Origin of the sequence: Coprococcus sp. AM97-35, assembly GCF_027697525.1 — a bacterium.
In the GTDB taxonomy this organism is placed as follows: Bacteria; Bacillota; Clostridia; order Lachnospirales; family Lachnospiraceae; genus Allocoprococcus; species Allocoprococcus comes.
The window spans coordinates 1-13,757 of sequence record NZ_JAQESL010000042.1 but is presented as its reverse complement, the minus strand read 5'-3'; the positions used below and the strand labels follow the sequence as shown (position 1 = coordinate 13,757).

The following is a 13,757-nucleotide window of genomic DNA, read 5'->3' as shown; positions in this document are numbered from 1 at the left end:
AATAATTAGCACTCACCTATTGATAATGGAAGTCGATTTTTGTCCTGTCTTGTGTATCCCGGAAGTGCCTGTTTTACAGGCTTTCCGGGGCATAAGTCATTTTGTCTGGTATTGTAAAGCAGTGTCAGATTTGTCGTAAATGTCGTAAATTTGTGGTCAAAAAATGATGAGAAATGGAGAGTGCTAATAAAATGAACGCAGGCAGCCAGAGAACGGGAAGAAGTGATCCTGAAACAGTTGGAAGAAAAAGAACCATTACCGGATAAAGAGAAAGATCAGATTGCCTGGGTAAGAGCTGCTAATCAGCACAGAGCGATTGCGGAAGAGATTATTCTCAAGGAATTGATTTATGTTTAAATGAATGTGATGAGGTCGTGGAATGCGACCTCATTGTTGTATGAGAATATAAAATTGCAGTAGGCAGAATGAGAGAGTTGGGGTAATATAAGAATATAGACTTTATAGACTTAAAGAAATTTTTTGAGATGTCAATCTGGAATTTCAAAATGGAAAAGTTGCGACACTGTCGCAATAATCATCGAAAAGGGAGATTGCGCTGATGAAACATTCTGAAAAAGAAAAGACAACTTTGGATTCACTGAGTCCAAAATTAAATAGAAATATGATTGCCTATCATGAAACAGGCGATTTATTTGCTGATACATGTGAAATCGTAGAAAGTGCGCAAAGCATTGCGTATGCGGCTGTCGATACAATTTTGGTTCAAAGAAATTGGTTGTTGGGAAAACGAATTGCTATAGAGTGCCTGAACGAAAATGGAAAGGCAGACTATGGAAAAAAACTATGAAAAAGCTATGAAAAAGCTATGAGCAGAATACTTAGTGCGACAGCCCCTTATCTATTGCAAAAAAAATTTATGGATAAAATGATAAGGGGCAATATAATGATTTACAAATAATGTCCGCAACTCTCTCTGATTACAAGTTCATATGGAAGAATATCAACAGTCTCTGTAACTTTTTCTTCTTTCATAATAGACAAAAGTTTGGAAAACGCATATTGTCCGATCTTATATTTCGGTTGTCGGATTGTGGTGAGAGGTGGATTGTAATATGATGAAACCTCCAGATCGTCAAATCCAACGACGGCAACATCTTCTGGGACACGAATTCCTTTCTGTCTAAGTGCAGAGATGGCACCCATAGCCATTGTATCACCGGCAGCAAAGATGGCAGTGAATTTTTCGCCGGATGCAATTAATTGGTTTGCCATTTCGAAACCACCGCTTATTGTGGCCTCACCGGCCTTAATTAACTGTGGATTAACAGAGAGATTATTCTTAATAAGTTCTTCTCGGTAAGTATCCAAACGTTCTTTGTATGCGAATAAATCTGAAGAAGATGTAATATGTGCAATGCTCTTGTGCCCGAGCCGGATCAGGTGTTTCATTGCTGCAGCTGTTGCGGCGATATTATCAATTCTTACAGTAGGAATCTGACTGCCCGGAATGTTCATTAGAGCTACAACTAACGGATATTTGGTAGCAAATTGTTCCAGTAACTTGCGTGGAATATTGGCATCCATGGAAATGACACCATCATATTCATGCTGCTGGATCGCATTTAAGTAGTAGCTCTCAAGAGAGAGTTGTCTCTTTGTATCTACGATTAATACTTTATAGTTATGAGCGTCTGCTTCTGCCTCGATACCAAGTGTGATCTCATGGAAGATGGTATTGCTTAAATCCGGAATAATTACAATGATGGTCTTTGTTTCCTGCGTGCGAAATTGACGTGCAAGTGCATTCGGGTTGTATTGTAGTTCTTTTATCGCATTTAATACTCTTTTTCTTGTTTCTTCTTTTCCCCAGGTGTCATTAGCTAAAATTCTTGAGACTGTAGAAGGAGAGACACCTGCGGCAGTTGCTACCTCTTTGATTGTTGCCATTTTCTTCTCCTAATATTATATAAAGCAAATGTTTGCTTTGCTAATTTATTATATTTAATATATTATAATAAAAAAACTTATTAGTCAACAAAAAAAGAATTAAATAAAATATTGCGAAAAATAGATTGAAAAAAGATACATTTATACAAAATGCACAAAAAATAGTTTGCAAAAATAGGAAAAACATCAATAGACGAGAAAAAAGAAAAGTGATAAATTAAATGCATGGAGCAAACGATTGCGTTATGCGCAAAGCCAATTTTTTTTACAAAGAAAAGCAAACGATTGCGTTGCAAAAAGGGAAGGAGAATTTTAAATGAAAAAAATGTTGGATGCAGTAGACGTAGGCATTAGCTGGGTTGAAAATGTAGTTTGTATTGTAAGTCTTACAGCTATTGTAACGATTGCTGCGGCAAGTGTTGTTGCCAGGTATGTATTTCATACCGGTTTCCTGTGGGCAGATGAAGTGAATCAGGCACTGCTTGTTGCGATGGGAATGTTCGGATGTGCCAGAGCGGTTCGTACAAATGGGCATACGGAATTTACGACTTTATCAAATAAGCCTAAGAGCAAAAAAGTAAGAATAGCAATTCGAGGAATTATTGAATTGATCACAATTGTTTTTCTTGCATTTCTGTTGGTTAACTCAATTAAGTATACGATGACTGGAACTGTATTGAGTACAGTTCTTCGTGTAAAGAGAATGTATTATTACATGTCAATCCCGATCGGCTTTGGACTTTGTATTTATGAGTATTTAAGAGCATTTAAGAAAAGAGTTATACAAGAACCAGAGAGTGAAGATGAATAAGGAGGAAATGAAATATGGGTGGTGTTATCGGCGTACTCGTAATATTAACATTTGTATTTATTCTTGTCGGCATCCCGATTTATATTAGTTTGCTGATGACAGGAGTATTTAGTCTTTTGGCACTTTCGATTGGTACTGGAACGCCAATGGCAACTATAGCAGTATCGCAGTCGATTTTTAATGGAATGGGTAATCTTCCACTCCTCGCAATACCGTTCTTTATGCTGGCCGGAGAAATTATGAACCGGGGCGGTATTACAGAAAAACTTATCAAATTTGCCATGCTTTTAATTGGAAGACTTCCTGGAAGTCTGGCACATGCAGGTATTGTATCCAGTATGTTCTTCGGTGGTATTACAGGTTCTGCACAGGCCTGTGCATCATGTATGGGTGGTATCCTGATTCCAGCTATGGAAAAAGAAGGATATCCGACAGAAGAGGCAGTTGGTGTTATCGCAGGAGCTTCTACATGTGGACCGATTATTCCGCCAAGTATTATCATGGTAGTATATGCGACGGCGGTTGGAGCTTCCGTAGGATCTATGTTTATGGGAGGAATTGTTCCTGGTATCCTGTGCGGGCTTGTGCTTATGCTTGTTGTCCTTCTTCGTGATCGTGTATGTCATTTCCCAAGAAGAACGGAAAAACTGACGAAATTAGAAATTAAAAAGACGATTATTGATGGAATCATTCCACTTGGTATGCCTGTTATTGTAGTTGGTGGTATCATGGGCGGCATTTGTACAGCTACAGAGGCTGGTGCAGTTGCAGTTGTATATAGTCTGGTTGTCAGCCTGTTTGTGACAAGAACATTGAAATTAAAAGAGTTGCCGGATATTTTCCTGAAATCAGTTAACAGTGCAGCACCACTTCTGCTGATTATAGCCTGTGCGAAAGTATTCAGCTATGGTCTGACAGCTCTTCAGATGCCAGTGATAGTTAACAATTTGATTCTTTCTATTACAAATAATAAGTATGTATTCCTTCTTCTGGTAAATATCTTACTTCTTATTATGGGAATGTTCATGGATGGTGGTGCATCTGTTATTATCCTTGCACCAATTCTTGCACCGGTTGCAGCATCTATGGGAATCAGCCTGGTACATTTTGGAATTATTATGGCATTCAACCTGACAATTGGTAACATTACACCTCCACTTGGTTATTGTATGTTTATTACCAGCAAGATCGGAGGAATTCCAGTAGAAAAAGCAATTAAAGGAACACTTCCGTATTTGTTTGCTGAGATTATTGTTCTTTTAGTTATCACATATATTCCAGTATTTGTTACATTTGTTCCATCTGTTTTGGGATATGCCATTTAAGTAGAAATGAAGTGAAGGGCTATTTGAGAGATGCAGACATTGTCTGCAGCGGACTTCATTACATTTTTGACGGAACACTCAGACTTTTAAGACAGAATCCAGAGGACATATGACCAATGGTTTGAAAGTAATCAGAGATATTACAGAATAGAGGAGGAAAGACTGATGAAGAGAGTAGCGTTAGTTGATTATGGAAAATTACAGCTTCAGAATGACTGGGAGGGTGTAAAGGAAATGCTTCCTGGCACTGTTAAGATTGATGTTACAGCATGCAGTATCTGTGGCAGTGATATTGCTTTGTACCGTGGAAAGAGAGATCTGAAACAGGAAAGGTATTTTGGCCATGAATTCTCAGGTGTTGTGACAGATGCCGGTGCCGGTGCAAACGGAATCAAAGCAGGCATGAGAGTGGCAAGTGAACTTTCCAGAACATGTGGACAGTGCTGGAATTGTCTGAATGGTCTTCAGAATTACTGTAAGAGTATGAATGACGCACTGATCCCAGGTGGATTTGCAGAAGAAACTTTGGTGTTAAATACGCCAGATTACAGTTTCATCAGTCCGCTCCCGGATAACATTGACGATATTACAGCGTCTATGCTTGAGCCAACAAACTGTGCTTATCATGTGGCACGTCAGGCGGATATTAAACCAGGTGATTCGGTGCTTGTATTTGGAATGGGAACAATCGGACTTGTAGCAGCAATCATCTTAAAGAGCATGGGAGCCGGTGTTGTGGTAGGTGCTGACAATAGTGCGAAAAGAATTGAAAAGGTACGTTCTCTTGGCATTATTGATGTTGTAAATACAAGCGATGATGACTGGCTCGATCAGGTAAAAGAAATGTGCGGAAACAAGGGTGCAGATGTCATTGTAGAAGCAACAGGTGTGATCCCGGTACTTGGAAACGCATTCAAAGCGGTACGTCCAGGTGGAAAGATTGTGGTTGCAAGTGTATACAGCGGTCCGGCAAATGATCTGGAATTACTTCCGATCTTGAGAAAAGAACTGGCAATTGTTGGAGCAAAAGGTCCATATCCGCATCGTAAGTCAGATGGCTCATCTGCATCATTAGAAGTATTGGTAAACTTGCAGGATGATCTGCGAAAATTGATTACCGTTTATGATTATAAAGACTCGTTCCAGGCATTTGATGACATGATGAGCGGAGCAGCGATCAAAGCAGTTATTAAGTTTAAAAATGTATGATCATCAAAAATGATACAGCTATGTGGTGGGCGTAGAGCCAAGAAAGACTCTTTTTACTGAAACAGCAATTAAGAAATAAAAAAAGGAGACGAAAATTATGAAAGTGAAAAAGGCAATTGCGCTTTTATGCGCAACAACAATGGTGATGTCTATGGCAGCGTGCGGATCAAAATCAGATTCTGGGAAATCGGATAATAAAGCTGCCACAACAACAAGCAAGACAGACGGGGATGCTCTGGTTGTGAAGTATTCTGTTGTTTTCCCTGCAACAGGTACACAGGCAGACGGAGCGAATGCACTGGCTGATATTATTGAAGAAGAGTCTGACGGCCGTATGAAGATGGAATTTTATCCTTCTTCACAGCTTGGAGATAAGGTTTCGACACTGGAAGGTCTTCAGGCCGGAACGGTTGAGATGACAGAGTGCTCGGCAACTGATTTATCTTCTTTCAATGATATGTGGTCTGTATTCTCACTGCCATATCTGTGGGATAATGGTCAGCAGGCTTGCAAAACAGTTACGGATGACTCGGTTAAAAAAGTACTTGAGGAAGATGCAGAAAAGAATGGATTTGTGATCATTGCTTGGACAGATATCGGAAGCCGTTCTATTTTGAACAATAAACATACTGTAAAGACCCCGGCTGATATGAAAGGTCTGAAACTTCGCTGTATGGAAGATAAGATTCTGGCAGATTCTACAACGGCTATGGGTGCGATCGGAACTCCGATTGCTTTCAGTGAAGTATATTCAGGAATTCAGCAGGGTACAATTGACGGACTTGATCACACTCCATCCGTAATTGCGGCGAATGGATGGCAGGAACTGTGTAAATATCTTTCTTTAACAGAGCATTTTACAATTCCGGATCCGGTATTCGTATCTAAGGTATGGTTTGATGGCCTGTCAAAAGAAAACCAGGATGCATTGCTGAAAGCAGGCGAAAAGTTCTCTGATAAATGGAACAATGAGATTTGGCCAGAAGCAACAGAGGAAGGACTTAAGACACTGAAAGAGGCTGGTGTTGAAATTACAGAAGTTGATAAAGCTCCTTTTAAGAAAGCTGTACAGCCGGTAGTTGATGAATTCCTTGATTCTGCAAGTGAAGGGCAGAAAGAACTCTACGAACTTCTTACAGAGACGAAAAAGAACTATTAGTTGATTTTGCAAAGTCTGATACCGGATGTCGGGGATGAGACTTTGTGCATATAGGATTATGAGGTGACGATTATGAAAAAAATGAATGGAGTTGTAATCCCGATGATTACACCAATGAATGCAGATGGAACAGTAGACGAGAAATCATTAGTGCGTTTTTGCGAATTTTTAATGAAAACAGATGTAGATTGTTTGTATCCGAACGGAACGAATGGTGAGAGTTTATATCTATCAAAAGAAGAGAGACAGAAGATTGCCGAAATTATTGTAAAAACAGTGGGTCATAAACTGCCTGTATTCATTCAGTGTGGCGCTATGACAACAGAGGAGACAATTTCTCATGTGCAGCATGCGCAGAAAATAGGAGCAGATGGAGTGGGAGTTATGTCTCCGGCATTTTTCCCTATGGATGAGAGCTCATTATATGAATATTACAAGGATATAGTGAGTTCGGTTTCCGGTGATTTCCCGGTGTACATATATAATATTCCTGGGTGTACAACAAGTGATGTGAAACCAGAACTTCTTGCCAGACTTATGGAAGAATTCCCGAATGTAGTTGGTATCAAGTATAGCTGTCCGGATTTGATGCGTATTGAAGATTATCTGACCAAGCCAGAAAGAACCCCAGATGTATTGATCGGATGTGACAGTCTGTTTTTACAATGTCTTATGACAGGTGGCGTTGGTACGGTAACAGGACCGGGTGCTATATTCCATGAAAGATTTACACGTCTGTATAAACAGTATCAGAATGGTGATTTTGAAGGAGCAAAAGAAACACAGAAAGAAATTGTAACAGATGATCGCCGTATGGCATCTATTCCGGGAATACCTGGATTAAAGGCACTTTTGAAGATGCGTGGAATCATTGAGGATGATACTTGCAGAAAACCACTTCGAAAACTGACAGAAGAAGAATACAAAGTATTGGAAGGTATATTCGACGACTATAAAAAGGAGGAGAATTTGTAATGAGTGAAAAAAGGATTCGTGTAGGAGTAATTGGTACGGGATATGTAGCTAAAAATAATTTTCTTCCTGTATTGCCACGATTTGAGGATGTGGACTTTGTTGGTGTGATGTCAAGGGATATAGCAAATGCAAAGAAAGCACAGAAGATGTGTGGAGCCTGGAATGCTACAGATTTTATTCAGGAATTGGTGGATATGAATCTGGATTGTGTGTTTGTTCTTACACCGAAACAGTGCCATGCGGAGCAGATTTCTTTTCTGTTGAATCATGGACTTGATGTTTACAGTGAAAAACCAATGGCAACTACTTTAAAAGACGCAGATGCCATTGCAAATCTGGCTGAAAAAACAGGACGTAAGCTGATGATAGGATTTAATCGTAGATTTGCGCCGGTGTGCCAGGAAGCAAAAGCAGTGTATGCAGAGACGGCGCCGGATGTTATTATAGGACAGAAGAATCGCCCGAAGACAGAGTACCGTGCTACGTTAGAGAATGCGATTCATATTGTTGATCTTATGAGATATTACGGTGGAGAAGTCCGGAATGTTCAGGCGATTTCAAAATATACAGATCCGTATTATGAAGCTTTTACAACAGCGCAGATGGAATTTGAAAATGGATCATCAGGAATTCTTGTAGCCAGTCGCAGTTCCGGACAGTGGGAGGAAACGATTGAACTTCACGGACAGAACAGATCAGTGTTGATCAAGATGCCGGATAGTGTAACAATTACGGATGAGAAAGCACATCACGCAATTGAAATGACACCGCTTGCCATGGGATGGGCAAAATCGGAGGATAATTTGGGATTCAGTTATGCGATTCGTCATTTCCTGGACTGTGTAAGAGATAATAAACAGCCGCTTACAAGTGCACAGGATGCGTTTAAGACACACGAACTGCTGGACAGAGTTTTGAAATCTGCAGGTCTGCCTGCTATGGATTAAAGGAGGAGAGTCGATGTTTAAAATTGCAGGTCATACAATGGGAACACCGGAGTATACGGTGTGTGAAGCAATTGAATTAATGAAAAAAATAGGAGCAGATGGAATAGAGATTGTTGTCCAGGATGATTATCGTTCGGGAATTCCATGTGATTGTGATCAGGAAACGCTGGAAAAGGTAAAAGAATGTGCAGAAAAAATGGGAATCCGTATAGTAGCACTGACACCATATAACTCTTATTTTAATTCACTGGATGAAGAAAAGCGCCAGGAGGAAATGGCAGCAATTCGCAAGGGTGTGGATTACTGCGAATTCTTAGGGGCTTCCTATGTGCGAATCTACGGAGGAAATCTTAGTGCGGGAGATACATACAAATTAGAAGAACGCTGGGATATGCTTGTTCGTTCGCTGCGGGAAATGGGAGATTATGCGAAAGAAAAGAATGTTACTTTAGTTGTAGAAAATCATTTCAATACTATGGCGGTATCAGCAAAGAAAAGTGCAGAATTGATGAAAGCAGTGGATCATCCTGCAGTTGCGATTCTCTATGATCAGGCGAATCTGACATTTACAGAAAATGAGGATTATCAGACTGCGATTGCGACACAACAGAAATATGTGGCATATATGCATGTGAAGGATCTTGTTTTCGTGGAAGGAAAATCTTTTGTTTCGTCAAATGTTGCGAGACCAAATGAAGATGAAAGAAATGTAAAGACAAGAATCGTAGGAGAAGGTGTTGTTCCGTGGCCTGAAATTTTGTCCAAGGTTAAGGAACAAGGATATGATGGATGGTTGTCTTTGGAATATGAGCGCAGATGGCATCCAGATGATATTCCGGATGCATCTATTGGTATGAAAAAATCATTAGAGTATTTAAAATCAATTATGGAGTAGAAATATGGAGATTGAAAACTTAAGAATCGCTCTTCTTGGCGTAAGTCATTGGCATGTGCCGTTATACCTTTCGGGTATTCCGGAAGGAACGATCATAGCAGTTAATGATGAGAATGAATCAATAGGAAGTGAATTTGCTTCCCGCTATAATTGTCCTTATTATAAGGATTATAGACAGATGATCATAAAAGAAAAGCCGGACTTTGTATTTGCTTTTGCACCACATTATAAAATGAAAGAGGTTGCAGAGTATTTGATAGATGCCCAGATTGGATTTTCGATGGAGAAACCATGTGGGATGAACAGAGAAGAAGTCGAAGCACTTTATAAAAAATCGATACAGAAGAATAGCTTTTGTGCGATTCCGTTTGTCTGGAGATATAGTGATACGGTAAAACAATTGAAAGAAGAATATCTGGATTCGGATATTGTACATATGTCATATAGATTTATCGCCGGACCGCCATCGCGTTATCTGAAAACATCGAAATGGATGCTTTCAAAAGAAACAGCAGGAGGAGGATGCATGACGAATCTGGGAGTGCATTTTATCGATATGGCGTTGTATTTGACGGAAAGTAAAGATGCGGATGTTTTGGCTTCTGTATATCATCAGGATTCAGAATATGACATAGAGACATATGCAACATCTATGTTGAAATTGTCAAACGGATCATCATTATCTTTGGAAACTGGTTATGCATATCCGATGTCGGAGGGCTGTCAAAGAGAAAACCGATGGACGATTATCACGGAAAATGGATATAATATTCTTGCTGAGAACGATCTGGAGCTTCGGAAGTTCGGGCAAGAGCCAAAACATATTTCATTGAATACAGACAGTGATGTATATTATCCTATTTTTGCGAATACAACGTTACATGATTTTGTGTCAGGAAATCAACCACGGGCATCTTTGAAAGAAATGTTAGTTGTACGCAAGATATTAGATGAGATAGATAAGAAAGCAGAAGGAATAAAAGTATGAAAATAGGAGCATTTGGACTTATTGAGGATTATAAGAAAATATCTGAGGCGGGTTATGACTATGCGGAATTAGACATGCCGGAGATTGAAGCGTTAAATGATGAACAGTATGGGGCGCTTAAAGAACAGGTAGAACAACTCGGATTTCCGGTGATAAGTGGCGCGCGTTTGTTTCCTATTGCCGAACCTCTTTTCTTCACTCCGGGATTTTCCTGTCTGCAATTGAAAGATTATGTGATGCAGACCTGTAAAAAATCCGCAGGAGTAGGAATTAAAAAGATTATTATGGGTAACGGGAAAGCAAGATCGCTTTTGGAAGAAGGCGATCGGAAAAAGGAAAAAAATATAGTAGATCTGATACGTATGATTTGCGAAATTGCAGGAGAAAACGGACAGGAATTTATATTAGAACCATTGGGACCTCGTTATTCTAATTATATCAATCAGCTTCCGGAAGCGGTTGAAATGATTCAAAAGGCAGATATGCCAAATGCATTTATTATGGCCGATCTCAGACATATGGTATGGAACAAGGAAAGTTTTGAACATTTGGTTAGCTGTAAGTCGTATATTCATCATATACATATCGACTATCCGATTTCTTATCCGGAAAGAAAATATCCATGTGTAGAAGATGACTATAATTATATTCCATTTCTTCAAAAAATAAAGGAATTCGGATACGACGATACCTTAACGGTAGAGGCGGACAGACCGAAAGATTGGAAAAAAGCATACAAAGATATAGAAAGAGTAATTGCCCAGGCGGATATATAATATATTTTGAAGTGGATCAGAACCGCAAGTTGTCCGTAATAATATCAATAAAATAGAAATACTGCGGAAGGAAGGAAATAGTATGGAAAAACAAGTAAAGATTGCCGTGGTTGGAAGCATTAATATGGATATGGTCGTGACTGCCAAGCGTATTCCCATGAAGGGAGAAACCGTATACGGGAACGATATTATGTATAATCCGGGAGGAAAAGGAGCTAACCAGGCGGTTGCGATGGCCAGACTTGGGGCGAAAGTAGATATGTTCGGTTGTGTTGGGGCAGATGCGAACGGACAGAAACTGTTGGAGAATCTGCAGGAAAATAAAGTTGGAACAGAGTTCGTAAAGGTTCTTGAGAATACACCGACGGGACTTGCGATGATTACTGTCGGAGAGCAGGATAACACGATCGTAATCATAGGTGGAGCGAACGAAAAAGTGGATATAGGCTATGTTGAAAGTATCAAAGACAAACTGAAAGCATATGACATGGTGGTACTGCAGCATGAGATCCCGCTGGAGACAGTGCATAAGGTAATTGATTTTTGTGATGAAAACCATATTGCTACGGTATTAAATCCAGCGCCTGCGGCAAAAGTGCCATTTGAAGTAGTGGAAAAAGTCAGTTTCCTTACTCCGAATGAACACGAAGCAAGTCTGATCTTTGGAAAGGAAATGACCTGTGAAGAGATTCTGAAAGAGTATCCGGAAAAACTGGTGATCACACAAGGAGTAAAGGGCGTCTCTACATGTCTGAAAAATGGAGGGATTCTGACGGTTCCGGCAAGAAAATCCCAGGTTGTAGATACGACAGGAGCCGGAGATACATTGAATGGAGCATTTGCGGTACGGATGGCAATGGGAGATACAATGGAAGAGGCTCTTAAATATGCAAATACGGCAGCAGGATTGTCTGTAGAAAAGATGGGAGCACAAAGTGGAATGCCTTATGCGGATATGATATAGTTAATAGAGTAATGAAAATACATTAATTGGTAGACTTCATAAATATTTTTCAGCATATTTTGAAACTTTTTCGCCCCCAAGTGCTGAAATGCTGTTTCTGTTGATACTCTCAATACTGGCTTTGGAGTCGGCTCATTCCATACGTTTTTTGTACCGACACTTTTTATCCGGTATTACGACAAAGTCGCTGAATGCCTTTTATTATGCGTGTTCCTATGCCAAAGTTGATTGTTCAGGCTTTACGAATGTAACAGCATGTGGCAGAAGAAGGAATCAAAACTGGAGCTCGCGGCTTCCATGGTACATCAGGTCATGCCTGGATTTTCATAGCAGAAAAATGTGATTATCCTTTATGACAGCTGGTATATGAAGCAGAATCTGGTTTCTATCATTGAAGAATATGAAAACCTTGATCTGATTGGAAACGCAAGATCCGACGCTGTCATTTATGACCTTGCCCCGGCTCCTACAGGTCACAGGGGCAGACCGGCAATGTTGCTTATTGTGCGATGAAGTTATTGCCATATCAAGATGAAAGCTTTTCTGATTTCCGAGATAAAAGCGTGCAAGATTTCCGTTTTGCATTAAGCGAGGGTATACGCCAGCAGGTATTTTTTGCCACTTTGGTGCAAAATATCGAAACCCAAATAAAATCATCATTTGACACGATCAAAAAGAAACACTGGAGCCCTACGACAGTAGCGGCAATTGTACGGGATGAGATTTATATTGGAACCAGAATCTGGGGAAAAACACGTTGCAGTATGCATACTGGCCATAAAGCAGTTCTAAATGATGAAACAGAATGGGTTCGCCTGGAAAATCATCATACGGCAATTATAGACAGGGCATTGTTTGAAAAAGCAAATGAAATGCATTCGAAAAAGAAGAGAAGTGTTGCGGAATCACGCACCAATTTTACTCTGGAAAGACGTAAAAAACAGCCGGCATTGCTGCTATGTGCCAACTGTGGGTATTCTCTGTTAAAAGAAACAGAGCATCTGCTGAAATGCTCAGATGCCCGAACCAATGGAGATCCTGTGTGTCGAAGTCTGGCGATCCGGCGGGAACCGTTGGAGGAGAATATCCTTGGGCTTGTTCATCAGTATGTAGCGTCAATGTTGGAAAAAGAAAAGAAAGTATCTTCCAACAGGCAATGCGACGACAAAGAGATCAATACCGCAGAATTGCAAAAACAGAGCCGACAGTTGACCTAGGAAAAGATGAAACTCTATGATGATTACAAAGATGGTCGTATAGATTGTGATTTGTATAAGCAGAGAGCTGAAAAGATAAGTGTACAGCTGGATGAAATAAAACGAAAGATAGAAGATGCGGAGAATAGCAAAAAGCTTCTTGAACAAAATGAACTTTCTAATAAAATAAAACTAAAAGATTTCTTGGGAATTCAGAAGTTCGATAGAGAGAAGCTGCGCGAGATTATCAAGGTGATCCGTGTTTATAGTCAGGATGAAATTGAAATCGAATGAAATTTTGACGATATTTTTTCAGAACAAAGATAACTTGAGAAGGACAAGAATGACTTATCAGAAGATAATAAAGGTGCTGGGACTACCTGATGGAAGCGTCAGATAGTCTTCGGCAGAAAAAAATAAAATTTTTTTGTCCTATACTTGACACATCCACATACCCTTCGTCATACGGGATGTACCAGACTGGGTGAGAACAATGTCAATCCCAAAGTTATGCAGTATGTGATGGGGTGCTGGATGTCCGGTGGAGATCCGTTTAGCACCGACCGTAGCGGAGCGAAGAACATTCAGATGCACAGATTACAAT

At 39.9% G+C, this 13,757-nt stretch carries 15 protein-coding genes and 1 pseudogene; 15 read left to right on the top strand and 1 reads right to left on the bottom strand.

Features of this window, described 5'->3' with window-relative positions:
• Nucleotides 1-198: 198 nt before the first annotated feature.
• Both PG840_RS15945 and PG840_RS15940 read left to right on the top strand, forming a co-directional pair.
• Nucleotides 199-357: pseudogene (locus PG840_RS15945) on the top strand (TnpV protein); the annotation flags it as partial.
• Nucleotides 358-559: 202 nt separating this feature from the next.
• Nucleotides 560-808, top strand: coding sequence for a hypothetical protein (locus PG840_RS15940; RefSeq protein WP_270613875.1), 249 nt, complete (start codon nt 560-562; stop codon nt 806-808).
• 101 nt (nt 809-909) lie between these two features.
• On the opposite strand, the gene PG840_RS15935 is transcribed toward PG840_RS15940, so the two are convergent.
• Entirely contained in the window at nt 910-1,908 is a 999-nt protein-coding gene (locus tag PG840_RS15935) for a LacI family DNA-binding transcriptional regulator (protein WP_270613874.1), read from the bottom strand.
• A gap of 316 nt (nt 1,909-2,224) precedes the next feature.
• Between PG840_RS15935 and PG840_RS15930 the strand changes: the two genes are divergently transcribed.
• The 13 genes from PG840_RS15930 to PG840_RS15870 all read left to right on the top strand — a co-directional run bounded on the left by PG840_RS15930 (nt 2,225) and on the right by PG840_RS15870 (nt 13,447).
• Nucleotides 2,225-2,719: a TRAP transporter small permease gene (locus PG840_RS15930; RefSeq protein ID WP_270613873.1), complete on the top strand. Its 495-nt coding sequence runs from the start codon at nt 2,225-2,227 to the stop codon at nt 2,717-2,719.
• Nucleotides 2,720-2,733: 14 nt separating this feature from the next.
• A complete protein-coding gene (locus PG840_RS15925) occupies nt 2,734-4,044 on the top strand; it encodes a TRAP transporter large permease (RefSeq protein WP_270613872.1) in 1,311 nt (436 codons plus the stop codon).
• Nucleotides 4,045-4,209: 165 nt separating this feature from the next.
• The gene (locus PG840_RS15920; protein WP_270613871.1) at nt 4,210-5,253 is read left to right on the top strand and encodes a zinc-dependent alcohol dehydrogenase; all 1,044 of its coding nucleotides are present in this window, start codon (nt 4,210-4,212) and stop codon (nt 5,251-5,253) included.
• 97 nt (nt 5,254-5,350) lie between these two features.
• Nucleotides 5,351-6,412, top strand: coding sequence for a TRAP transporter substrate-binding protein (locus PG840_RS15915; protein ID WP_270613870.1), 1,062 nt, complete (start codon nt 5,351-5,353; stop codon nt 6,410-6,412).
• Nucleotides 6,413-6,484: 72 nt separating this feature from the next.
• A complete protein-coding gene (locus tag PG840_RS15910) occupies nt 6,485-7,387 on the top strand; it encodes a dihydrodipicolinate synthase family protein (protein ID WP_270613869.1) in 903 nt (300 codons plus the stop codon).
• Nucleotides 7,387-8,334, top strand: a complete 948-nt coding sequence (locus tag PG840_RS15905) for a Gfo/Idh/MocA family protein (RefSeq protein WP_270613868.1) — start codon at nt 7,387-7,389, stop codon at nt 8,332-8,334. The genes PG840_RS15910 and PG840_RS15905 overlap by 1 nt, the downstream gene beginning before the upstream one ends.
• Nucleotides 8,335-8,347: 13 nt before the next feature.
• Nucleotides 8,348-9,229, top strand: coding sequence for a sugar phosphate isomerase/epimerase family protein (locus PG840_RS15900; protein ID WP_270613867.1), 882 nt, complete (start codon nt 8,348-8,350; stop codon nt 9,227-9,229).
• A 4-nt stretch (nt 9,230-9,233) separates the two neighbouring features.
• Entirely contained in the window at nt 9,234-10,217 is a 984-nt protein-coding gene (locus PG840_RS15895) for a Gfo/Idh/MocA family protein (protein WP_270613866.1), read from the top strand.
• Entirely contained in the window at nt 10,214-10,993 is a 780-nt protein-coding gene (locus tag PG840_RS15890) for a sugar phosphate isomerase/epimerase family protein (protein ID WP_270613865.1), read from the top strand. The genes PG840_RS15895 and PG840_RS15890 overlap by 4 nt, the downstream gene beginning before the upstream one ends.
• Before the next feature lie 82 nt (nt 10,994-11,075).
• Entirely contained in the window at nt 11,076-11,957 is an 882-nt protein-coding gene (gene rbsK / locus PG840_RS15885) for a ribokinase (protein WP_270613864.1), read from the top strand.
• 339 nt (nt 11,958-12,296) lie between these two features.
• Nucleotides 12,297-12,470, top strand: a complete 174-nt coding sequence (locus tag PG840_RS17065) for a hypothetical protein (RefSeq protein ID WP_330674146.1) — start codon at nt 12,297-12,299, stop codon at nt 12,468-12,470.
• Nucleotides 12,471-12,583: 113 nt separating this feature from the next.
• Nucleotides 12,584-13,174 (top strand): recombinase family protein, encoded by a 591-nt coding sequence (locus PG840_RS15875; protein WP_330674147.1) that lies wholly within the window; start codon nt 12,584-12,586, stop codon nt 13,172-13,174.
• A gap of 6 nt (nt 13,175-13,180) precedes the next feature.
• Complete coding sequence (locus PG840_RS15870) at nt 13,181-13,447, top strand: hypothetical protein (protein WP_270613863.1); 267 nt, start codon at nt 13,181-13,183, stop codon at nt 13,445-13,447.
• Nucleotides 13,448-13,757 lie beyond the last annotated feature (310 nt).

Excerpts from the sequence above, each read along its gene's own strand:
- PG840_RS15940 (WP_270613875.1), top strand. The coding sequence starts at position 560 with ATGAAACATTCTGAAAAAGAAAAGACAACTTTGGATTCACTGAGTCCA.
- PG840_RS15935 (WP_270613874.1), bottom strand. The coding sequence starts at position 1,908 with ATGGCAACAATCAAAGAGGTAGCAACTGCCGCAGGTGTCTCTCCTTCT.
- PG840_RS15930 (WP_270613873.1), top strand. The coding sequence starts at position 2,225 with ATGAAAAAAATGTTGGATGCAGTAGACGTAGGCATTAGCTGGGTTGAA.
- PG840_RS15925 (WP_270613872.1), top strand. The coding sequence starts at position 2,734 with ATGGGTGGTGTTATCGGCGTACTCGTAATATTAACATTTGTATTTATT.
- PG840_RS15920 (WP_270613871.1), top strand. The coding sequence starts at position 4,210 with ATGAAGAGAGTAGCGTTAGTTGATTATGGAAAATTACAGCTTCAGAAT.
- PG840_RS15915 (WP_270613870.1), top strand. The coding sequence starts at position 5,351 with ATGAAAGTGAAAAAGGCAATTGCGCTTTTATGCGCAACAACAATGGTG.
- PG840_RS15910 (WP_270613869.1), top strand. The coding sequence starts at position 6,485 with ATGAAAAAAATGAATGGAGTTGTAATCCCGATGATTACACCAATGAAT.
- PG840_RS15905 (WP_270613868.1), top strand. The coding sequence starts at position 7,387 with ATGAGTGAAAAAAGGATTCGTGTAGGAGTAATTGGTACGGGATATGTA.
- PG840_RS15900 (WP_270613867.1), top strand. The coding sequence starts at position 8,348 with ATGTTTAAAATTGCAGGTCATACAATGGGAACACCGGAGTATACGGTG.
- PG840_RS15895 (WP_270613866.1), top strand. The coding sequence starts at position 9,234 with ATGGAGATTGAAAACTTAAGAATCGCTCTTCTTGGCGTAAGTCATTGG.
- PG840_RS15890 (WP_270613865.1), top strand. The coding sequence starts at position 10,214 with ATGAAAATAGGAGCATTTGGACTTATTGAGGATTATAAGAAAATATCT.
- rbsK (WP_270613864.1), top strand. The coding sequence starts at position 11,076 with ATGGAAAAACAAGTAAAGATTGCCGTGGTTGGAAGCATTAATATGGAT.
- PG840_RS15870 (WP_270613863.1), top strand. The coding sequence starts at position 13,181 with ATGAAACTCTATGATGATTACAAAGATGGTCGTATAGATTGTGATTTG.